Source organism: Desulfacinum infernum DSM 9756, assembly GCF_900129305.1.
Lineage (GTDB): Bacteria > Desulfobacterota > Syntrophobacteria > Syntrophobacterales > DSM-9756 > Desulfacinum > Desulfacinum infernum.
Map to the genome: position 1 here is coordinate 15,837 of NZ_FQVB01000026.1, position 19,836 is coordinate 35,672.

The 19,836-nt window shown below is 64.4% G+C and carries 19 protein-coding genes and 1 riboswitch; of the genes, 13 read left to right on the top strand and 6 right to left on the bottom strand.

Annotation, left to right across the window (positions count from 1 at the left end; all coding sequences use genetic code 11):
- The first annotated feature begins 6 nt into the window (after positions 1-6).
- From BUB04_RS12840 to hgcB, 4 genes are all read left to right on the top strand, one after another.
- Positions 7-369, top strand: coding sequence for a NifB/NifX family molybdenum-iron cluster-binding protein (locus BUB04_RS12840; protein ID WP_073040142.1), 363 nt, complete (start codon positions 7-9; stop codon positions 367-369).
- Between the two features lie 399 nt (positions 370-768).
- Positions 769-1,953, top strand: a complete 1,185-nt coding sequence (locus BUB04_RS12845; protein ID WP_178371986.1) for an MFS transporter — start codon at positions 769-771, stop codon at positions 1,951-1,953.
- A 234-nt stretch (positions 1,954-2,187) separates the two neighbouring features.
- Positions 2,188-3,357, top strand: a complete 1,170-nt coding sequence (gene hgcA / locus BUB04_RS12850; RefSeq protein WP_264175410.1) for a mercury methylation corrinoid protein HgcA — start codon at positions 2,188-2,190, stop codon at positions 3,355-3,357.
- Positions 3,358-3,379: 22 nt separating this feature from the next.
- Positions 3,380-3,676 (top strand): mercury methylation ferredoxin HgcB, encoded by a 297-nt coding sequence (gene hgcB / locus BUB04_RS12855; protein ID WP_073040146.1) that lies wholly within the window; start codon positions 3,380-3,382, stop codon positions 3,674-3,676.
- A gap of 23 nt (positions 3,677-3,699) precedes the next feature.
- Here the strand turns inward: hgcB and BUB04_RS12860 are convergent, their stop codons facing one another.
- The gene (locus BUB04_RS12860) at positions 3,700-4,320 is read right to left on the bottom strand and encodes a SagB/ThcOx family dehydrogenase (protein WP_073040148.1); all 621 of its coding nucleotides are present in this window, start codon (positions 4,318-4,320) and stop codon (positions 3,700-3,702) included.
- A 112-nt stretch (positions 4,321-4,432) separates the two neighbouring features.
- Here BUB04_RS12860 and BUB04_RS12865 point away from each other — a divergent pair, with 112 nt between their 5' ends.
- The 4 genes from BUB04_RS12865 to BUB04_RS12880 all read left to right on the top strand — a co-directional run bounded on the left by BUB04_RS12865 (position 4,433) and on the right by BUB04_RS12880 (position 7,394).
- Entirely contained in the window at positions 4,433-4,597 is a 165-nt protein-coding gene (locus tag BUB04_RS12865; RefSeq protein WP_073040149.1) for an FmdB family zinc ribbon protein, read from the top strand.
- A gap of 177 nt (positions 4,598-4,774) precedes the next feature.
- Positions 4,775-5,872, top strand: a complete 1,098-nt coding sequence (msrB, locus tag BUB04_RS12870) for a peptide-methionine (R)-S-oxide reductase MsrB (protein WP_073040151.1) — start codon at positions 4,775-4,777, stop codon at positions 5,870-5,872.
- 37 nt (positions 5,873-5,909) lie between these two features.
- Positions 5,910-6,467, top strand: coding sequence for a dihydrofolate reductase family protein (locus BUB04_RS12875; protein WP_073040153.1), 558 nt, complete (start codon positions 5,910-5,912; stop codon positions 6,465-6,467).
- A gap of 75 nt (positions 6,468-6,542) precedes the next feature.
- A complete protein-coding gene (locus BUB04_RS12880; protein ID WP_073040222.1) occupies positions 6,543-7,394 on the top strand; it encodes an HDOD domain-containing protein in 852 nt (283 codons plus the stop codon).
- Between the two features lie 537 nt (positions 7,395-7,931).
- Here the strand turns inward: BUB04_RS12880 and cobJ are convergent.
- The 5 genes from cobJ to cbiD all read right to left on the bottom strand — a co-directional run bounded on the left by cobJ (position 7,932) and on the right by cbiD (position 13,552).
- Complete coding sequence (gene cobJ, locus BUB04_RS12885; protein ID WP_245795192.1) at positions 7,932-8,708, bottom strand: precorrin-3B C(17)-methyltransferase; 777 nt, start codon at positions 8,706-8,708, stop codon at positions 7,932-7,934.
- Positions 8,702-9,850 (bottom strand): cobalt-precorrin 5A hydrolase, encoded by a 1,149-nt coding sequence (locus BUB04_RS12890; protein WP_073040157.1) that lies wholly within the window; start codon positions 9,848-9,850, stop codon positions 8,702-8,704. The genes cobJ and BUB04_RS12890 overlap by 7 nt, the downstream gene beginning before the upstream one ends.
- Entirely contained in the window at positions 9,825-10,613 is a 789-nt protein-coding gene (cobM, locus tag BUB04_RS12895; protein ID WP_073040159.1) for a precorrin-4 C(11)-methyltransferase, read from the bottom strand. The genes BUB04_RS12890 and cobM overlap by 26 nt, the downstream gene beginning before the upstream one ends.
- 20 nt (positions 10,614-10,633) lie before the next feature.
- On the bottom strand, positions 10,634-11,923 hold the full coding sequence (gene cbiE, locus BUB04_RS12900; protein WP_178371987.1) for a precorrin-6y C5,15-methyltransferase (decarboxylating) subunit CbiE: 1,290 nt from the start codon (positions 11,921-11,923) through the stop codon (positions 10,634-10,636).
- Between the two features lie 318 nt (positions 11,924-12,241).
- The gene (gene cbiD / locus BUB04_RS12905; protein ID WP_073040161.1) at positions 12,242-13,552 is read right to left on the bottom strand and encodes a cobalt-precorrin-5B (C(1))-methyltransferase CbiD; all 1,311 of its coding nucleotides are present in this window, start codon (positions 13,550-13,552) and stop codon (positions 12,242-12,244) included.
- Between the two features lie 203 nt (positions 13,553-13,755).
- Positions 13,756-13,944, top strand: a riboswitch (cobalamin riboswitch).
- Positions 13,945-14,088: 144 nt separating this feature from the next.
- Between cbiD and BUB04_RS12910 the strand changes: the two genes are divergently transcribed.
- From BUB04_RS12910 to BUB04_RS19620, 5 genes are all read left to right on the top strand, one after another.
- Positions 14,089-14,757, top strand: coding sequence for a precorrin-8X methylmutase (locus BUB04_RS12910; RefSeq protein WP_073040163.1), 669 nt, complete (start codon positions 14,089-14,091; stop codon positions 14,755-14,757).
- A gap of 485 nt (positions 14,758-15,242) precedes the next feature.
- Positions 15,243-15,959: a precorrin-2 C(20)-methyltransferase gene (gene cobI, locus BUB04_RS12915; RefSeq protein ID WP_073040165.1), complete on the top strand. Its 717-nt coding sequence runs from the start codon at positions 15,243-15,245 to the stop codon at positions 15,957-15,959.
- Complete coding sequence (locus tag BUB04_RS12920) at positions 15,956-17,011, top strand: FecCD family ABC transporter permease (protein ID WP_073040167.1); 1,056 nt, start codon at positions 15,956-15,958, stop codon at positions 17,009-17,011. The genes cobI and BUB04_RS12920 overlap by 4 nt, the downstream gene beginning before the upstream one ends.
- Positions 17,008-17,799, top strand: coding sequence for an ABC transporter ATP-binding protein (locus BUB04_RS12925; protein WP_073040169.1), 792 nt, complete (start codon positions 17,008-17,010; stop codon positions 17,797-17,799). The genes BUB04_RS12920 and BUB04_RS12925 overlap by 4 nt, the downstream gene beginning before the upstream one ends.
- The gene (locus tag BUB04_RS19620) at positions 17,796-19,754 is read left to right on the top strand and encodes a helical backbone metal receptor (protein WP_218588451.1); all 1,959 of its coding nucleotides are present in this window, start codon (positions 17,796-17,798) and stop codon (positions 19,752-19,754) included. The genes BUB04_RS12925 and BUB04_RS19620 overlap by 4 nt, the downstream gene beginning before the upstream one ends.
- The last annotated feature ends 82 nt before the right edge of the window (positions 19,755-19,836 follow it).

Below are 19,836 nucleotides of genomic sequence, written 5' to 3' on the forward strand. Positions count from 1 at the left end.
AAAACCATGAAAGTCGCCGTCAGCAGTTCGGGAAAGGATGTGGACAGCCCGGTGGACGCCCGCTTCGGACGGGCACCCTATTTTCTCATCATCGATACGGAATCTTTCGACTGCCAAGTCATCCCCAACACCCAGAACCTTCAGGCGCCTCAAGGGGCGGGTATTCAGGCCGCAGCCGCCGTATCCCGCCATAAGCCCGACGCGGTCCTCACGGGCCATTGCGGCCCCAAGGCCTTTCAGACCCTTCGAGCCGCCGGCGTACCGGTTTACACGGGGGTGTCCGGGACGGTTCGCGAGGCGGTGGAAAATTTCAAACGGGGGAAATACCCGGAAAGTGCCGGTCCCAACGTGGAGGGCCACTGGAGCTAGCAGCGTGTCCGAAAACGGCTTTTCCGTTCCAAAGGCCCGGGAATTTACGGCTTCTCCTACAAAAGAAAAAGCTCATTTCCGTCTATTGGCGTTCATTCGCGGTTCTCTTTCACAGGCCCCCCATCACGGGGAGCCCCGTGACAACGAAGGATGAAACGCACCTTTGGGAAGCAGGCCCCTGATAGGGGCGAATGAATATTCGCCCCTACACGCCGCGCGCACGAACGGAACGAGGTCGCGTTTCATATACGTCCTTTCTCATGGGCGGGCGTAAAGCCCGCCCCCTTTCCCGAATTCCCGCCTTCCCACAGGAACCGCTTGTGTCGACCTCCGATTCGGAGTATGTGTTCCTGGTTTGTCTTGTGGATTCGCATCGTTCCCCGGACCAGGACGGAGAAAGTGTTTTTGGGCATGCGGGGCCGCACCTGGCTCCTTCTCATCCTCAGCCGCATCGTGCTCAATATGAGCTTCCGGGTGGCCTATCCCTTCCTGCCCGCCATGGCCCGAGGTCTGGGCATCAGTCTGGAGCAGGCCGGGTTCATGGTGGCCGCCCGCTCCTTCGTCGGCCTTTCGGGGATCGCTTTCGGGATTTTCGCCGAAAAGCGCGGGTACAAGGCCGGCCTCCTTCTGGGAATCGCCTTTCTTCTGGTCAGCTGTTTTCTGGTCACCGCCTTTCAAAACTACTGGATCGTCTTCGTCGGCTTCGTGGTGATGGGGTTGGCCACGGCCGTCTACAACCCGTCCGTGCAGTCCTACGTGAGCGCCCACGTGCCCTACCGGCATCGGGCCCGCGCCCTGGGCCTGGTGGAATCTTCCTGGTCCGCCAGCTGGTTTCTGGGCATTCCCCTGAGCGGCCTGCTCATCGCCCGATGGGGATGGGACTCCCCGTACCTGCTCCTTCTGGTGCTCGGAGCCGTTCTTTTTGCGGCCACCTTTCGCCTGCCCGATGCACCGTCCGGGGAAGAGCCCACACCCGCCTCTTCCGAAATCTCCGGCTCCCACAGCCCCCCCCCCGGAGTGCCTCCTCGGAGGATCTGGCTGGCCCTGGCGGTCACCTTCTGCATCCTTTTCGGCAATGAAAACGTCATGATCGTCTATGGGGCCTGGATGGAAAGCCGGTTCGGCCTGAGCGTCCAGTCGCTGGGTCTCTTCTCCACCCTGCTCGGCCTCATGGAATTCAGCGCGGAAATCAGCGTGGCCCTCCTGGTGGACCGCCTGGGCAAACGAAGGGGTCTCTATATCGGCATTGTGGGAACGGCCGTCAGCTACCTGCTTCTTTCCTTCGTGGCCGACACCCTGGTGCTGGCCCTGGCGAGCCTCATGGCCATGGCCTACTTCTTTGAATTCTCCGTGGTGAGTTCCTTTCCCTACATTTCCCAACTGGCACCCGCCGAAAGGGGAAAATGGCTGGCCGCCAACTACAGCCTGCTGGTGGCGGGAAGAGTCCTGGGGGCGATGGTGGGCCCGGCCCTGTGGGAACACTTCGGGGCCCTCCAGCCCATTGCGCTTGTTTCCATCGTGGGAAGCCTGGCCGCCCTCTGTTTTCTCAGCCGCGCGCCGCGCCCCGACGGAGAACCCACTTGATAGGCGGCCGGGCCCTGTATATTCTTACCTGAATTGGATGGTTCTTTCTCATGGACAGGTCCTGAAGGGCGGGCGTAAAGCCCGCCCCTACAAAAAGCCCCGGACCCATTGGGTAGGGGCGGGGTTTATCCCCGCCCGCTAATCACGCGGCGTAAGAGACACCCGAAGAAAAAATCGCTCAGATTAGGTCTTACACGTCAATAAGTTTTTAGGATCCGATGAGAGGACTTCTCCATGAACCAAAAGGCCTTTATGCAAGGTGAACAAACCCGTCAGAGCCTGCCTTTGGCGCAGCCCTCGTCGTGCGAGCCCGCCAGGCCCGGCGGCTGATGTCCTTCTTCCGCGGCTCAGGCGAGTCCGCCCCGATTGGACCAGCCGTTCGTCATCGGCCGGGTGGAAACGCCCGCGGGGACCCTTCCCCGGATTTCCAGCCGACTCACGGGCCGGGACCGGTGGGGGGCCATCAAGGCCCGCTGGGGCATCGGCCGCATGCACTACACGGTGGATCCGGGCCTGTACGCCCTGGGCCAGCCGGGACCGGACGATCCGGTGCTGGTGACGGCCAACTACAAGCTGAGCTTCGACCGCCTGCGATCCGCCCTGCCGGGCCGGTCCGCCTGGATCCTGGTTCTGGACACCAAGGGAATCAATGTGTGGTGTGCGGCGGGCAAGGGAACCTTCGGGACCGACGAGCTGGCCTTCCGGGTCCGGGCCAGCGGTCTGGACAAGGTGGTGAGTCACCGTCGGCTCATCCTGCCGCAGCTGAGCGCTCCGGGGGTGGCCGCCCACAAGGTCAAGTCCCTCTGCGGCTTCAAGGCTCTGTACGGCCCCGTGGAGGCGCGGGATCTTCCGGCGTTTCTGGATGCCGGCTTCAAGGCCTCTCCGGAAATGCGCCGCAAGCGATTCGGCCCGGTTGACCGAATGGTCCTCGTTCCCGTGGAACTGGTGCACACCTTCAAGTGGCTGGCGCTGGCGGCGGTGATCTTCTTCGGGGTGGGCGGCGTCCTGGGGAGCGGCCCCTTTGCGGCAGCAGCCGTCGCGGCCGGCCTGGGGCCGGTCACGGCCATGGCGGCCGGGGTCTTCGCCGGTGCGGTCCTCACCCCGCTCCTCTTGCCCTGGCTGCCGGGGCGGGCCTTTACCACCAAGGGCGTCTGCGCGGGGATCTTTCTGACGGCTCTCCTGTGGCCCCTGGGGCCGGGGCGCGCTTCCGGAGCCCTGGACGCCTTGTCGTGGATTTTCGGAGTCGTTTCCGTGGCCGCCTACCTGGGCATGAATTTCACCGGCTCTTCCACCTACACGTCCCTTTCGGGGGTCAAGAAGGAGATGCGGTGGGCCGTGCCGATGGAGATCGCGGGGTTTGCAGCCTTCGTGGGTCTGTGGCTGGCGGCCCGATGGGTATCGTGAAATGGAGCTAGGGAGCAAGAGGATGGGCCCCAACTTGGTCTATCTGAAAGACGTCGTCACCCTCCGGTACGAAGCGTCGCGCTGCGTGGGGTGCGGCATGTGTTCCATTGTTTGTCCCCACGGAGTCTTCGTCCAGGAAAACGGCAAAGCCCGCATCACCGAGCGGGATGCGTGCATGGAATGCGGCGCCTGCGCCCGCAACTGCCCCGCCGAGGCCATTTGGGTCCAGACGGGAGTGGGATGCGCCCAGGCGGTGATCAATTCGGCGCTGGGACGAAAAGGCGATTCCTGCTGCAGCCTGGATTCGGGCTGCTGCTGACCCCCTCGAGCCCTTTGGCGTCTTCACGAACGTAGCGGCCGGCCCACCGGTACGATATACAGAGGCACTTCTTCCTCCCCCAGCCCCAGCACGCGACGCACGCCTTCATCCTGAAAGGCACCGACCACGACGCTCCCCAGACCCAGGGCCACGGCCTGCAGGCAGAGATTCTGAGCCGCATGCCCGGCCTCCAGATGGGCGTAGCGGACCCCCCTGCGTCCGTAGCGGCCGGTGATGCGATCGTACACCGCGGAAAAGACGACGCTCACCGGGGCCTTTTCCACAAAGCGCTGGTGCAACGCCTCTCGGCACAACTCCCCTCGAAGATCCCCGCTTTTGCCGACGACCAGACCATGCTCGTTGGGCAGGTAACGGTGGACCCCGTCGGGCAAGTCCTCCACGGCGCCCGCCACCACGTGGGTTTCCAGAGGGTAAAGGGCTCCCGCGGACGGGGCCGTGCGGAACCCGCGCCGGGACGTCACGCCTTGCGCCGCCCACAGAAGCTGGGAAAGGACATGGAGTGAAAGAGGGGAGGATGCAAAGGCCCTGACGGAGCGGCGCCTTCCCAAGGCCGCCTCCAGGGATACCGCGCCGTCCAGGCGGGGCGGAGGCAGCGAAACGTGTATCCTGTCCAGCGGAGTCATGGGTTTTTACCTCACGGGTTGGCTGCAGGTGAAACGGGATGTTAAAAAATAACCAAACCACCGGGATCCGGCAAAGAGCGAACCATCCACCCATATCGGAAAGGAGGGTGCCATGCCGACCTACGAATATCAGTGCCAGTCGTGCGGCCATGAATTCGCCGTCTTCCAGAGCCTCTCCGAACACGGAAAGGTGCCGGTCCACTGTCCTCAGTGCCGGAACGAACAGGTCAAACAGCTCGTCTCCCTGTTCATCGCCCAAACAAGCAAGAAAAGCTGAGACGGGGCCTCCGGGGCCGAAAACCCGGGCCCCCCGTTTCGGCTTCACTACAAGTCCCCCTCCCGTGCGTTCCTTTCCGTCCATGCTTATAATCAATGAAGATCGTCAAACGACAGGAGCCCTTCTCCGCCTCTTCCCGAACGGCGGCGCAGAAGAGCGAAGGAGCGTGCGGTGAAAATGAGGACATTGGGAAGACTCTGGATCTTTCTCGCGGTCTTTGCGGCGGGGATTGGAACCGGCTGGGTCCGGACAGGAGACAGTGTCATGGCGGAAGAGAAGAAGGAACGTGAACGGGCCACCTTTGCCGGCGGTTGTTTCTGGTGCGTGGAGGCCGACTTTGAAAAACTGGAGGGCGTGATGGAGGCGGTCTCCGGTTACGCCGGCGGTCACACAGAGGATCCATCCTACGAAGAGGTCTCGTCCGGGGGGACCGGTCATCTGGAGGCGGTGCAGGTGGTCTACGACCCTCGGAAGGTCACCTACCGGGAGCTTCTCGATTATTTCTGGCGCCACGTGGACCCCACCGACCCCGGAGGGCAGTTCGTGGACCGTGGGAACCAGTATCGCACAGCCATCTTCTATCATACGGAAGAACAGAAACGGCTGGCCTTGGAAAGCAAGGAAGAACTGGAGCGTTCCGGGCGTTTCTCCAAACCCGTCGTGACGGAGATTCTGCCGTTGGAGCGGTTCTACGAGGCGGAGGAATACCATCAGGACTATTACAAAAAGTCCCCGCTTCGCTACCGGTTCTATCGGTTCCACTCGGGCCGGGACAGCTTCCTCAAAAAGGCGTGGAAGGAGGAACCCAAACCCGCTTCCCGAGGAAGTCACCCGTCCCCCTATTCCAGACCGTCGGACGCAGAACTCAGACGTACACTCACCCCCATGCAATACAAGGTGACCCGGGAAAACGGCACGGAACCCCCTTTTCGGAATGAATATTGGGACAACAAGGAACCCGGGATCTATGTGGACGTGGTTTCCGGCGAGCCTCTCTTCAGCTCCCTGGACAAGTTCGATTCCGGAACGGGGTGGCCCAGCTTCACACGCCCCCTGGAACCGGAAAACATCGTGGAACACGAGGATCGATCGCTCTTTATGACGAGGACGGAAGTCAGAAGCCGCCTGGGGGATTCCCATCTGGGCCATGTTTTTGCGGACGGCCCGCCTCCCACGGGCCTTCGCTATTGCATCAATTCCGCAGCCCTGCAATTCATTCCCGCCAGGGACCTGGAGAAGGAAGGGTACCCACAATATCTGGATCTGTTTCGCTGAGATCCACATTCCCCAAAAGAACTGGGAGCATCCGCCCATGAAAGTGACCCTGCTCATGGCCATGACGCTGGATGGTAAAATCGCCAAGCATGCCGACCATTTCCCTGATTGGACGCCTCCGGAGGACAAGAAGATCTTCGCCGCCTTGAGTCGGCGGGCGGGTGTGGTCATCATGGGATCGCGCACCTTCGACACTCTTGGGAAGCCGCTTCCGGAGCGGCTGAACGTGGTCATGACCCGCGATCCATCCCGCAAGTCCCCATGGGACAACCTGGTCTTTACCGCCGACCCGCCCCGGCAAATTCTCGAACGACTGGAAAGCCAAGGCTATGGTGAAGTCGTCCTGGCGGGTGGAACCTGCGTCAACTCCCTCTTCGCCCGTAAGGGCCTCATCGATGCCGTCGTGGTCACCCTTTCCCCGAAGATCTTCGGCACCGGTCTCGGCCTTTTCTCCCCAGACGTGGCCATGGATCTCTCCCTTGAAGAAGTGGAACGGGCCGGCAGCGAGCTCGTTATCTTGAGGTATCGTGTCCTTCAAGCGCGTGTGTCGGAAAACGCCAAAGCCGGCCGTCGCGTGGGCGTGTGTTTTGATTAAAGTTTTCCGACTATCCGGACGATTAAAACAAAGGACCGAGCGACTGACCACCTCTTGCTGAAGGACAGGATCTCCATGGAAGCAGCACAGACCTCTCCCAATCTGGACAAGCTCGTTCAACTGACGGGCGACCTGCCGGCCATGCCCCACGTGGCCAGTCAAGTGATCAAGAAAATCAGCGACCCCGACGCCGGTGCCGAAGACGTTCAGAAACTCATCGCACAGGACCCGTCCCTGGCCGCCCGAGTGCTCAAGCTGGCCAACTCCTCCTTCTACGCCCGGTCCCGAAGCATTGCCACCTTGCGGGACGCGGTGGTGATCATCGGGATGAAGACCGTGCGCTCCCTGGTGGTGGCGTCCGTTACGCGGGATCTTTTCGACCCCTTCGGCCTCACGGAAAAGCTCCTCTGGGAGCACTCCGTGGGTTGCGCCCTGGGCGCACGAACCATCGCCACCCGTCTTCGCTATTCCCGGGTGGACGAATCCTTCCTGGCGGGTCTTCTGCACGATGTGGGCAAGATGATCCTGTTTACCCGTTTTCCCGACCAGATGCGCCTGATTATCCAGGAGGTCTACAATGACCCTTCCCTGTCCTTCGCCAAGCTGGAACGGGAGACCTTCGGGTTCGACCACGCCCAGGTGGGCCGGCTTCTGGCCCGAAAGTGGCAATTTCCGGAAGAAATCGACGAAGCCATCGGCTGCCATCACAACCCGGCCAGGGCCAAGATCCTGCCGGCTCTTTCCGTGATCGTTCATCTGGCCAACGCGTTTTGCCACAAGCTGGAACTGGGTCCCACCAAGAAGCCGGAACTGGACATGACCGGCGTTCCCAGCGCCAAGGCGCTGAAACTGAGCGCAGAGAAGCTGGCCGCGCTGGAAGAGGAGATCCGCCGGAACTTCCAGGAGGAAGCCGGAGCGCTCTCCTAGCAGGCTGTCCGAGAATGGCAGATTCGCGCCGTTCTACGCCCATTCGTCATCCCCGCGAAAGCGGGGATCCAGGATCACCGGCACGTTATGGACTCCCGCTTGCGCGGGAGTGACGGTTGGGGAAGTTCTCGGACACGCTCCCAGGAGCCTGTGTGAAACCGCCGGGAATCACCTACCTGAATTGGACGATTCTTTCTCATGGACAGGTTCTGAAGGGCGGGCGTAAAGCCCGCCCCTACAAAAGGGCACGGATCCATTGGGTAGGGGCGGGGTTTATCCCCGCCCGCTAATCACGCGGTGTAAAAGACACCCGAAGAAAAAATCGCTCAGTTTAGGACCTAATTTCTCGTGGCGCAGCCCTTCAGGGCTGCGGAGAAATCCTCGGACTTCGGGTGCGCCGACGGATGTTCCCTGTCACGTGTTGGGGTCACAATGACCCCTTTCCGCAGGGCTGAAGCCCCGCGGCCGCGAACCAAGGTCCCTTGTCGGTTGATGAAGGAAACCCGCTCTCGGATACGCTTCTAGGCGCGTGCTCGGTCAAACGTCCCCGGCGTATTTGTCCAGGTAGCCCCGGGGTGTCACCATCCGTCCTTCCCACACGTACGTGCGGCTGTTTCCCACCAGCAGCACCGTCTGCATGTCCACATCCTCCGGGTTGAGACCACCCAGGGTGGTGATCCGGCAGCGCTGCCCTTCCCGCATGGCCTTTTGCACCACGCCCACGGGCGTCTCCGGGCTCCGATGGCGCATCAGGATCCGGCGGGCTTTTTCCAGCAGATCGGGGCGGCTCTTGCTGCGGGGATTGTAGACGGCGATGACGAAATCGGCGGCTCCGGCCGCGTCCAGTCTCTTTTCGATGAGTTCCCACGGAGTCAGATGGTCGCTCAGGCTCACGGCGGCAAAATCGTGCATGAGCGGTGCGCCGAGAAGAGCCGCGGCCGCGTTGAAGGCCGCCACTCCAGGCACCACCTCCACCGACAGACACCCCTCTTCCGAAGTCTCGGCCCCATCCCAGGTCTTCACACGAACGCCTTGCGCCCGGCACACATCGAAGACCAGGCCGGCCATGCCGTAGATTCCCGCATCCCCGCTGGATACCAGCGCCACACGGCGCCCGTCCAGGGCCGCCGAGACGGCTTCCCGGCAGCGGGCGATCTCGCGCCTCATGCCCGAAGCCCGAACATCCTTCCCCTCCACCAGGCTACCGATGAGATCCACGTAGGTCTTGTAGCCCACGATGACTTCCGCCTGTTCCAAGGCCTCCCGGGCCCGGGGCGTCAGGTGGCGGGCATCCCCCGGGCCCAGACTCACCACGGTGAGGCGTCCCGAGCCACCGCCACCGTGACGTTTCGGGACTTCCGCTTCGGGACGATCAACCGGCCTTTCGGGGCCGTCCGAAGAGCCGCTGCTTCGCATACGCTTTCCACTCCTATGTGCTCCTGCACCGCAGACGACGGGTTGGGAACTTCCATGGCCCGCAGTTCGGCGCGCTTGACGAATCGAATGGGCCGATCCAAGACGCGGGCCGCCTCCAGAAGGCCCGGCTCATCCGCCTTGAGGTCCACGCTGGCCAACGTTCGAATGGCCTGAAGGGACAGACCGTTTCGGCGGAACACCTCCCGGACCAGCTCCACGATTTCTTCCACCGGGGTGCCCCGGTTGCATCCGATCCCCACCGTGAGAACCCTCGGGCGAAGGCTCACCGCCCGAACCTCCTCCGGCGCCAGTCGCTCCCACACCCAGATACCGGGCGCTTCCTGGATTTCCATTCCCAGGGCCCGCAGCCGATCGAAAAGGATTTCCCGGGCCCGCACCGGCCCTTCCGGCGAGGTGAGGATCTCCCGTGGCAGCGAAATTGGGACGGCCCGGGGAAACCGATCCAGGTAAGGGTTCAGCCTGCCTTCCGGATCCAGGATCCAGAAAGGTTCCTCTTCCAGCACCGCCCGCGTGAGCCGCGGGAGATGCTCCATCCCCTCGATCTCCAGCCCCGCCTCCCGGGCCGTGAGATCCACGGCGGCCTTTCCCGTCACGTCCGTGGCCGTGGTGATGACGGCCTGCCCCCCCAGCTCCAGGGCGATGCGGCGGGCCAGTCGATTGGCGCCGCCCAGATGACCGGAAAGCAGGCTGATGACGAACCGCCCTTTCTCGTCCACCACCACCACTGCCGGATCCCGGCTCTTGTGGCGCAGAAGAGGGGCGATGGAGCGCACCACGATGCCCGTGGCCATGATGAAGACCAGGGCGCGATGATCCTTCCAAAGCTCGGTCACGCGGTCGCGCAGGCGGTCGAACGGCTCGGCGCCCATGGCCAGCGCGAAGCCATGGCGCCGGGGAACGTGCACGACGGCGCGCTTCAGCGCCCGCCCGAGCCTCAGGGCCAGCGAGGCGCCGTTCGCCGTAAGCGCCAACACCGCCGTGGGTCCCGAAACGTCATGGAGAGGAGGGTCGGAAGCCATGGCCGAACGACTCATCGTAAAGGCGGGATCGCGTCCCGTGGCGCCCGGGATCCAGCACGTCCCCCACCAGGATCACGGCCTGCCGGCCGATGTCCGCCTCGCGAACCTTCTCGGCGATGTCGGCCAGGGTTCCTCGAAGGAAGCGCTCATCCGGCCACCCCACCCGGTAGGCCACCACCACGGGCGTCTCTTGCGGGTAGGAACCGCACAGATCCTCCACCACGGCGTCCATCCGCGAGACACTCAGGTAGATGGCCATGGTGGCCCGGTGGGCGGCCAGGCTCCGGAGCGATTCCCGGTCAGGGACGGGCGTGCGGCCGGCAGCGCGGGTAAAGATCACCGTCTGGGACACCTCCGGCAGGGTGAGCTGACAGCGGATGTGGGCGGCAGCGGCGAAGGCGGCGGACACTCCCGGGACCATCTCGTAGTCGATGCCATCCCGGTCCAAGAGGCGCATCTGTTCCTGGACGGCTCCATACAGGGCGGGATCTCCCGTGTGAAGCCGCACCACCAGCCGACCCCGTTTCGCCGCCTCCACCAACAGGGCATGGGTTTCCTCCAGGGTCAGCGGAGCGCTGTCGTGGATCTCCGCCTCCGGCTTGCATTGGTCCAGAAGAGCCCGGGGCACCAGAGATCCCGCATAGACCACCCGATCCGCCCGCCGGAGAAGGCGCCGCCCCTTCACCGTAATGAGATCCGGATCGCCGGGCCCCGCCCCCACAAAGAAGACCTTCCCGTTCCATCTTTTCTCGGCGTCAGCCATGTCTACCGCTCCATCGGCTCTCAGTTCGCATCCCCGCGGGGAGTCATGGCACAGACCGTCACCGGGTTGAGCGCCTCCCAACGAGCGGTATCCCCGATGGGAACGGCACGGCTCACCTGGATCTGGCTCATTTCCAGGGAACACCCGTGGGCCCGGGCGAAATCCTGCACCTGGGCGAGGCTCCGGAAGGTGACGGAAGTGACGACCAGGCGTCCGCCGGGGCGTATCCTGGGCCGTACCTTTTCCAGCAAGGCCCGCAGGTCGGCTCCGCCTCCGCCCACGAAGACCCGGTCCGGATTCGGAAGCTTGTCCACCTGCTCCAGGGCGTCCCCTTCCACCACGCAAATCTCACCGCAATGAAACCGGCGCACGTTCTCCCGGATCTGGGCGACTCTTTCCGGCACCCGTTCCACCGCCCAGACGGCCCGGAGGGGCACGAGGCGGGCGGCCTCCACCGAGACGGCTCCGCTCCCCGCCCCCAGATCCCAGAGCACCTGGCCCGGCCGAAGCCCCAGCAGGGTCAGGACGACGCTTCGCACCTCCCGCTTGGTGATGAGCCCCCGGTGGTGGGCAAAGGCCTCGTCGTCGATCCCGCAAAAGGGAGGAGGCTCCGGCGTCCCGGAGAGCCCGGTGTCCGCCGACGGTTGGACCAGCACCACGTTGAGGGACGAAAAAGATTGGCCCTTGGCTTCGGCCGCCGTCAAGCAGTGAATGCGCTCCGAGGAAAGCCCCAGGTCTTCGCCCACCCAAAACGGCAGGCTTTCCAACCCCGAGGCGACCAGGCGAGCCGCCACCCAGGCGGCCGAGTGTCGGGCGTCCGTGAGCAGCGCCACCGGAGTGCCCAAGCGAAGGTGCCACAGCCATTCCAGCGTGGGCTCACGTCCGTGAAGGCTCACCACCCGCACATCGTCCCACGGCATTCCCACCCGGGCGCAGAAGACCTGAACCGTGGTGGGGCCGGGAACGAAAAGGAGACGATCTCTTCCGAAACGTTTCAACAGCCGGCGCCCGATCCCGAAAAAGAGGGGGTCTCCCGACGCCAGAACGGCCACCCGATGCGACCCGCTCCAATCTTCGATCCGGTCCAGAACGGGATCCAACGGAGACCGGATCGGAACCTTCTCTCCGGTGTGGTGGTCGAACAGCGCCAGGATCCGGCTCCCGCCCACCAGGACCTGAGCCCGCCGGACCAGTTCCAAGGCACGCCCGGAGCACTCTTCGGGACGGGCGCCCACTCCGATCACGGCCACCGTGGGAGGCTCCCAAACGTCCTCAGCGGTTATCTCCCGGATCTTCAGGTCTTCCTGCACCCTCTCCTCCGCTGGAAATGGTCTGCCGCGCCATTGGCGGGCGGGGATAAACCCCGCCCCTACCCTCTGGATCAACGCGCTTCAGTAGGGGCGGGCTTTACGCCCGCCCTTCAGGAGCGCGCCACGATAAAGAATCCCCCCCGATTAGGAGAGAACGAACCTGGAATCCCGTTCCCTGGGAGCCGGCTTGCCTGCGACCTGGCGGCCAAGGCCGCTCCTAGGCTGCAAACGACGCATTTGCATTCATTCGCGGTTATCTTCCCCATGACAGGGTTGCGCTGCGATGGAATAGGCAATCGCCCGTTTTTGCACCTTCGGCTAAGCCGTCACATCGGCCAGAAGCGCCCCGTCGTAATCGAAAAGGAGCAGCCGCACGTCCGTTTCCCGGCCCGCCAGCGCCTTGGACTGCCGGGCCGCCTCCCGGGCAATCCTTCGCACCACCCGGTGGACCGGCAGGGTGTGCCGTGGGGGAGCGTCCCGGACTTCCGATCCTTCCCGGCCGGATGCCGCCTTGAGAATCTCCAGGGCATGCCGCGCCGTGTTGGCCCCGCGGATCCGCCGGACGGTTTCATCCGGCATGCCTATCTCCGCCGCACACCGAGCCACGGCTTCCAGATCCATGGCCACCTTGTGGGCATGGGTGTACGGGTGGCCTTGGGCCATCTTGACCGCCTTGCCGAAAAAGACGCTGTGGACGATGGAGCGGAAACCCTCCGCCACGGCTCTCTTGACGGCAAAGGCAAAGAAATCCGCAATCTGGACGAAGGATTCCGGCGGCAGCCCGTTCAAAAGGGCGCGAGCCATCTTCTCGCTCTTGCCGCCCGTACTGAGCACCACCTGGGAACATCCGGTGGACCGAGCCACGTCCAGAGCCACCTGGATCGTTTCTTCGTATGCCTGATGGGAAAACGGTCTGACAAGGCCCGTGGTGCCCAGGATGGAAATCCCACCAAGGACGCCCAGCCGGGCATTGAGTGTGTGGCGCGCCAGATCTTCGCCTCCCGGAACAGACACCTCCACATGGACGGTGACCGCCGGCGCCGCTTCGAGCGGGCCGGGCGCCGGGATCCAAACCCCCGGGCTTCCGGCAGGCGACTCCCACGGCACACGATCCGCTCCGAAACCCAGGGGAACCCCATGGAGCGCCTGGGACGGCACCCGTCCCACTTCCTCCAGAAGGTTCTCCGCCAGCATCCGGCGCGGCACCGGATTCACGGCCGGCTCCCCCACGGCCACGGGGAGTCCGGGCTTGGTCACCCGGCCCACTCCGGCCCCCGCCGTAAGGCGAATCCAACCGGCACCGACCTCCAGCCCGCCTGTTTCGGGATCCGATGAAAAGCGCCCCAGGCACAACCGCACGCAAACCCGCGCCCGGTGGGTCACATCGGGATCGTCCCCGCCGTCCTTGATGACGCAGGCCTCCGCCCAGTCGCCGTGCCCAACGCAACGGGCCACCTCCACGGGCAGGTAGTAGCCCGCCGGAAGCCGGACCGCCACAGACGAAGGACACTCGCCGGAAAGAAGACACCGCGCGGCGGCCCTCGCGGCCGCCGTCATGGCCGTGCCGGTACTGAAGCCCATGCGAAGCCGGCGGCGCCCCGCCGTCTCTTGCCCGCTCGTGCCGCTCATTTTTCCATCAAAACCCGAATTTTCCGTTTCGCGCCCACCGCGATGCCCCCAGATCCGAAGAAAACGCATTCTGACACCAAGCCGTCCGCCTGTCCACCCCGGCGCGCCCACCGCTGCATCCCCCATCACTCATCACTCAACCCAGAGATCCCTCATTGACGGGACGGAAACCTTTGGCTAAATAGGAGGGTGCAAGGTTCCTTGACATTGAGCCAGGATCAGGTGCCCGCCGGACGGGCTTAAAAGGGAAGACGGTGCAAATCCGTCGCGGTCCCGCCGCTGTGAACGGGGACGAACGCCGCATGGCCACTGTTGCAGCACGCCTGCAATGGGAAGGGCGGCCAGTAGGAGGATCCGTGAGCCAGAAGACCTGCCTGAGACCTGCGGGGAGAGACACCGGATGGGAAACGGCGTCTTTCCGCGAAGGGCATATCCCATAAACGGGAGCCTTTCGTCACAGGGGATGAAGAGAAACGGGTGCAATCCTTGGAGCCGCAAGGCTTCAAGGATTTTTTTTTGGAAAAGCGGGGAAAGTCATGAGCGAGGAGAGCAACGGCACTTCGTATCGTCCCGGCTTGGTACAGGCCGGCCGGAATATCGAAGAGGAGAGCTTTCGCATCATCGAGGCCGAAATGGGCCCCCACTCTTTCGATCCCGAGGCCTGGTCCATCGTGCGACGGATCATCCACACCACCGGGGACTTCGAATACGCGCAGCTCATCCGGATCCATCCGGAAGCCGTCTCCGCCGCCGTCCGAGCCCTCCGGGGCGGAGCCGCCATCTACGTCGATACCCGCATGATCCAGGTGGGACTTTCCCCCTGGAGGCTCCAGTGGTTTGGAAACCCGGTCTTCACGCCGGCGGCTGATCCCGAAACCCACCTGATGGCGGAGAAGCTGGGACTGACCCGTTCCGTGGCCGCCTTTCGCAAGATGGGCGAGCGCCTCACGGGAAACATCGTGGCCGTGGGCAATGCACCGACGGCGCTCCTGGAGGTGCTGCGCCTCTGGCGGGAGGACGGCGTGCGCCCCGCTCTGGTGATCGGGGTTCCCGTGGGGTTCGTTCAGGCCGACACGGCCAAGGACGCCCTCTGGGAAGCGGACCGGATCCCCTCCATTACGGTTAAGGGAAGGAAAGGCGGCAGCACGGTGGCCGTGGCCGTTCTCCACGCCCTCTTGGAACTGGCCCAAAAGGAATCGCGTTAGGGGGCTGCCCGGGAACGATTGATTTGCGTCGTTCAACGCACATTCGTCATCCCCGCGAAAGCGGGGATCCAGGATTTCCAGTAAGTTATGGACTCCCGCTTGCGCGGGAGTGACGGTTGGGGGAGTTCCCGGACAGGCTAACAGGGACCTGTCCGGGAACGGGGTCCCTTCATCGACCGCCAAGGGACCCATCTTCTTTCGTAGCCGCGGGGCTTCAGCCCCGCGGGAAGGGACCGTCGCAACCCCATGAAATGCCATGCACCACCCGAAGGCCTGTCCTGCGTTCGGGTGGACGCCCGCAGGCCTGAAGGGCTGCGCCACGAGAAAAGCGGTGACTGTCAGCTTAGCGGGCGGTGAGAAACCCCGCCCCTACCCGAGAAGGTGATCCGCTCTTGGGGGGGCGGTTCGCGAACCGTCTCTCCGTGAACCGGCGAGGCACAATCCCCAAAAGGGATCAAGGCCTTCCTAAACGAAAGGACAAGGACATGCTGGGAACTTTCTACGGCATCGGTGTGGGTCCGGGAGACCCGGAGCTTTTGACTCTCAAGGCGGTCCGGGCTCTCAAGAAGGTGCGGCACGTGTTCGCGGCGGCATCCAGCAAGAACGATTACAGCTTGGCCCTGGAAATAGCCCGGCAACACGTGCCGGCGGACACGCCCGTGAGCCTCCTGGACTTTCCCATGACCTTCGACAAGGCCCGCCTGGAAGAGGCCTGGCATACCAACTGCCTCACCGTGGTGGAAAAGCTGCAAGCCGGCTGGGACGTGGCGTTCGTGACCCTGGGGGATCCCATGACCTTCAGCACCTTCATCTACCTGCTCCGGAAGGTACGCAGCCGGCTGCCCCAGGTGCCCGTGGTCACCGTCCCCGGCATCACCGCATACCAGGCTGCCGCGGCCTGCGCCGGCGTGCCCCTGGCGGAAGCGGAAGAGACCTTCACCGTGATCTCCGGGGCCAAGGGCGGAGAGGCCCTTCCCCACGTCCTTCCCTTTTCCGACAACGTGGTGCTCATGAAGACCTACAAGAAATTTCCCGAAATCCTGGACCGCATCCGCGCCATGGGTTTGGCCGACCGGTGCTGTTTCGTGAGCCGGTGCGGCCTGGAAGGGCAGACGGTGGAAAAGGATTTCGAAAAACTCTCGGAACTCAACCCCCACTACCTGTCCCTTTTGATCCTCAAGAAACGGGGCCTCGAACCATGACTCCAGCCACCCGTTCGGGCCGAAACCGGCTGCTCCTCTTCTGGACCGTCGCTGGCCTCCTGGTACCCGCGGCCGCCCTTTTGTGCGCTGCCGTGGGCCCATTCCATGTGGAAGCCTCCCGGGTGTGGCGGATCATCACCCACCCCCTGGACGCCGGATCGGCCTCCGGGATCGACGAGACGGCGCGCTACATCGTCTTGAACGTGCGCCTGGCCCGCGTGGTCCTGGCCCTGTTGGTGGGGGCGGCCCTGGCGCTGGCCGGATCGGTTTACCAGGGAGTGCTCCTCAACCCGCTGGCCGATCCTTTCACGTTGGGGGTGTCCACCGGAGCGGCCTTCGGGGCCTCCCTGGCCATCCTGGGAGGGTGGACGGCGTGGCGCCTGGCCGGGCTGGGCACGCTGCCCTTGGCGGCTTTCGCAGGGGCCGTGGGGGCCCTGCTTCTCGTCCTGCTCCTGGGGCGCGTGGAAGGCCGGGTCCAGACCACCACCCTGGTGCTGGCGGGCATCATCGTCTCCACCTTTCTTTCCGCCTGGATCAGCCTGCTCAAGAGCCTTAACGAGGACTCCCTTTCCACCATCGTCTTCTGGATCATGGGAAGCCTTTCCGGAAGGAGCTGGCAACACGTGCTGATCGTTCTGCCGTACCTTCTGGGCGGAGCCTGCGTCATCTTCCTGTACGTTCGGGAGCTGGACATCCTCGCCCTAGGGGACATCCCCGCTCACCAGATGGGCGTGGCCGTCTCCCAGGTGCGCTTCCGCCTCCTGGCGGCCGCCTCCCTCATCACCGCCGCGGCCGTGGCGGTGAGCGGCGTCATCGGCTTCGTGGGACTGGTGGTTCCCCACCTGGTCCGGCTTCTCCTGGGCCCCCGGCACGGGCGTCTGCTGCCCGCGGCCATGATGACGGGAGCCCTCCTCACCCTGCTTTCCGACACCCTGGCCCGATCCCTCCTGCCCCACGGGCAGGAGATCCCTTTGGGCGTGGTGACAGCCATCCTGGGCGCTCCCTTCTTCTGTTACCTGCTCCTCCACAAGAAAAGAGCGGTGCTGGCGTGATTCGTGTGTCCCACCTGTATTGCGGTTATCCCGGGCGCCCCGTTCTGCGGGATGTGAACCTCCAGGTGGAAGCCGGAGAGTTCGTGGGAATCCTGGGGCCCAACGGCTCGGGCAAGACCACCCTTCTCTTGGCCCTCACCGGAATCCTCCGGCCGGAAAAAGGAACCATCACCATTGACGGGCATCGCCTGGAAGATCTCCCGTCCCGGGACCGGGCCCGAAGGATCGCCGTGGTTTCCCAGGACACCCAGGTGCGCTTTCCCTATCCCTGCGCCGACGTGGTGGCCATGGGCCGCTATCCCCACCAGGGCCGCTGGCGCGGCCCCACGCTTCGGGACGCCCGGGCGGTCCGGCGGGCCATGGAGCTCACCCGCACCCTGGATCTGGCCCAACGGCCCGTTTCCGACATCAGCGGCGGGGAGCGGCAGCGGGTGCTGGTGGCCAAGGCCCTGGCCCAGGACGCCCCGGTGCTGCTCCTGGACGAGGCCACGTCCGCCATGGACGTCCACTGGAAGCTTCAAACCTTCCGGCTCCTCGCGCACCTGCAGCGCAAGGAGCACAAGACCATCCTGGCCGTCCTGCACGACGTGAACCTGGCAGCGGTCTTCTGCCCGAGGCTCATCTTCCTGAAGGACGGGGCCGTGGTGGCCGACGGCCCCGCCCGGGAGGTGCTGACTCCCGCCACCCTGGAACGGGTCTACGACAGCCCGGCCGTGGTCTACGACGTTCCGGGAAACGGCGCCCGCCAGGTCTTCTTCGTCCCCGATACGGAAGGAGCCCATCGGTGACAACCCGTCGATACGGCCTGCCGGCCCTGATCTTGTCCATCCTCCTGGCGCTCACCGGCGCCTCCCAAGCCGCCGTTTCCGTCACGGACGACTGGGGACAAACGATTCGGCTGGAGCAACCGGCGAGTCGTGTCATTCCCCTCTACGGCGCCTTCACCGAAATGCTCTACGCCATCGGGGCCGGCGGCCGGGTGATCGCTCGGACGCAGGCCGATGCCCATCCCGACGCCGTGCGGCCGCTCCCCGCCGTGGGCACCCACATGCGGCCCAACGTGGAAATGATCCTGGGACTTCGCCCGGACCTGGTGATTCAGAGCGCCAGCCGCCGCACCGCCACCCCGGAAATGGAGCGCCTGCAGGAAGTGGGAATTCCCGTGGCCATCTTCGCTCCCAAGGACTTCCAAGGGGTCTTCCGGACCATGGAGCGCCTGGGAATCCTGACAGGGCGCGAAAGGGAAGCCCGGGAGGCGGTCCGGGGACTGAGCCGAAGGCTGGAGGCCGTCCGACGCACGACGTCCAAGGCCGTTCATCGGCCTCGGGTCGTCTTTGAAATCCGAAGCCGGCCTCTCACGGTGGCGGGCACGGGGTCCATGGCCCACCAGATCCTGGAGGCGGCGGGAGCCCGAAACGCCGTGACCCACCCCGGCGCCGTGGTCCTCTTCAGCCAGGAAGCCCTGCTGGCTCTAAATCCGGACGTGTACATCGTCCAGGAAGGCCCCATGAACCGGAATCCCGAGCCGCCTTCCCAGCGACCCCACTTTCAAAGACTTCGGGCCGTGCAGGCCGGTCGGGTTCTGGTTGTGGACGAACATCTCTTTTCCCGGCCGGGACCGCGATGCGTGGACGCCGTGGAAATGCTCGCGCGCCAGCTCCATCCGGACCTGTTCGCCCCCACGGCATCAGCTGACACGGGCGGAAACGGCCCCCGCGCATATGTGGGCGAGGTGGCCGGGCAGCCAAGCCCCCGCGAGACCTCGGAGATTCTCCGGCCTTCATGGCTCCAGTGGCCGACGATCCAGAAAAGACTCATCAAACCCCTGGTGCGCCTCACCATCTTCATCGCCATCGGACTCTTCGTGGGAAACGTCATCGAAGCCCTGGGATGGACCCGTGCCCTGGGGCACCTCACCGGCCCGCTCCTGCGCTGGGGGCGGCTCGGGAATCAGAGCGCCGTGGCGTTCATGGCGGCCTTCTTTTCGGGCGTCACCGCCAACACGCTGCTCATGAACGCCCACAAGGACGGCACCCTCACCACCCGGGAACTGGCCCTGTCCTGCCTGGTCAACACCCTGCCGTCCTACTTCCTGCACCTTCCCACCACCTTCTTCATCCTCCTGCCGCTGGTGCGGGAAGCGGGGATTTTGTACCTGGCCGTCACCCTGAGCGCCGCCATCACACGCACCGTTGCCGTCCTGGGCGTGGGACGCCGCCTGCTGCCCGAACCGCCAGCCCATGGGAAGGAAGCGAGCGGGGAACCCGGATCTTCCCCATCGCTCAAAGAAGCACTTGGAAAGACCTGGCGGAAGTTCCGGCGCCGGCTCCTCCGGGTGCTCCGCTGGACCCTGCCTATCTACACCCTCTTTTTCCTGCTCAACCAAATCGGCCTTTTTGAATGGCTGGAGACGCACCTGGCCCGATGGGTCCCCACCCACGTCGTCCCCGTGGAAGCCGTGACCGTGGTGGCCTTCCAGATCATGGCCGAATTCTCGGCGGGCGCCGCCGCCGCGGGAGCCCTCCTGGACGCCGGCACCCTCTCGGTCAAGGCCACCGTGTTGGCCCTCTTGGCCGGAAACATCATCTCCACCCCCATTCGCGCCCTGCGCCATCAACTGCCTTACTACATGGGGATCTACACCCCCCGACTGGGCCTGGCACTGCTCTGCCTGGGCCAGACGGTTCGGGCCGCCAGCGTGGCCCTCTTCGCCGTCCTGTTCTACCTTTTCTTTCCCGGTTGAGGAAATAGATCGTTTATTCTGATAATCGATTCCTTTGGGTTGTTTTTTGGCCTTTCCTGGGCCTTCTCGGTCCGTTTATGCT

Excerpts from the sequence above, each read along its gene's own strand:
- BUB04_RS12840 (WP_073040142.1), top strand. The coding sequence starts at position 7 with ATGAAAGTCGCCGTCAGCAGTTCGGGAAAGGATGTGGACAGCCCGGTG.
- hgcB (WP_073040146.1), top strand. The coding sequence starts at position 3,380 with ATGGGCCCCAACTTGGTCTATCTGAAAGACGTCGTCACCCTCCGGTAC.
- BUB04_RS12860 (WP_073040148.1), bottom strand. The coding sequence starts at position 4,320 with ATGACTCCGCTGGACAGGATACACGTTTCGCTGCCTCCGCCCCGCCTG.
- BUB04_RS12865 (WP_073040149.1), top strand. The coding sequence starts at position 4,433 with ATGCCGACCTACGAATATCAGTGCCAGTCGTGCGGCCATGAATTCGCC.
- msrB (WP_073040151.1), top strand. The coding sequence starts at position 4,775 with ATGAGGACATTGGGAAGACTCTGGATCTTTCTCGCGGTCTTTGCGGCG.
- BUB04_RS12875 (WP_073040153.1), top strand. The coding sequence starts at position 5,910 with ATGAAAGTGACCCTGCTCATGGCCATGACGCTGGATGGTAAAATCGCC.
- BUB04_RS12880 (WP_073040222.1), top strand. The coding sequence starts at position 6,543 with ATGGAAGCAGCACAGACCTCTCCCAATCTGGACAAGCTCGTTCAACTG.
- BUB04_RS12890 (WP_073040157.1), bottom strand. The coding sequence starts at position 9,850 with ATGGCTTCCGACCCTCCTCTCCATGACGTTTCGGGACCCACGGCGGTG.
- cobM (WP_073040159.1), bottom strand. The coding sequence starts at position 10,613 with ATGGCTGACGCCGAGAAAAGATGGAACGGGAAGGTCTTCTTTGTGGGG.
- cbiD (WP_073040161.1), bottom strand. The coding sequence starts at position 13,552 with ATGAGCGGCACGAGCGGGCAAGAGACGGCGGGGCGCCGCCGGCTTCGC.
- BUB04_RS12910 (WP_073040163.1), top strand. The coding sequence starts at position 14,089 with ATGAGCGAGGAGAGCAACGGCACTTCGTATCGTCCCGGCTTGGTACAG.
- cobI (WP_073040165.1), top strand. The coding sequence starts at position 15,243 with ATGCTGGGAACTTTCTACGGCATCGGTGTGGGTCCGGGAGACCCGGAG.
- BUB04_RS12920 (WP_073040167.1), top strand. The coding sequence starts at position 15,956 with ATGACTCCAGCCACCCGTTCGGGCCGAAACCGGCTGCTCCTCTTCTGG.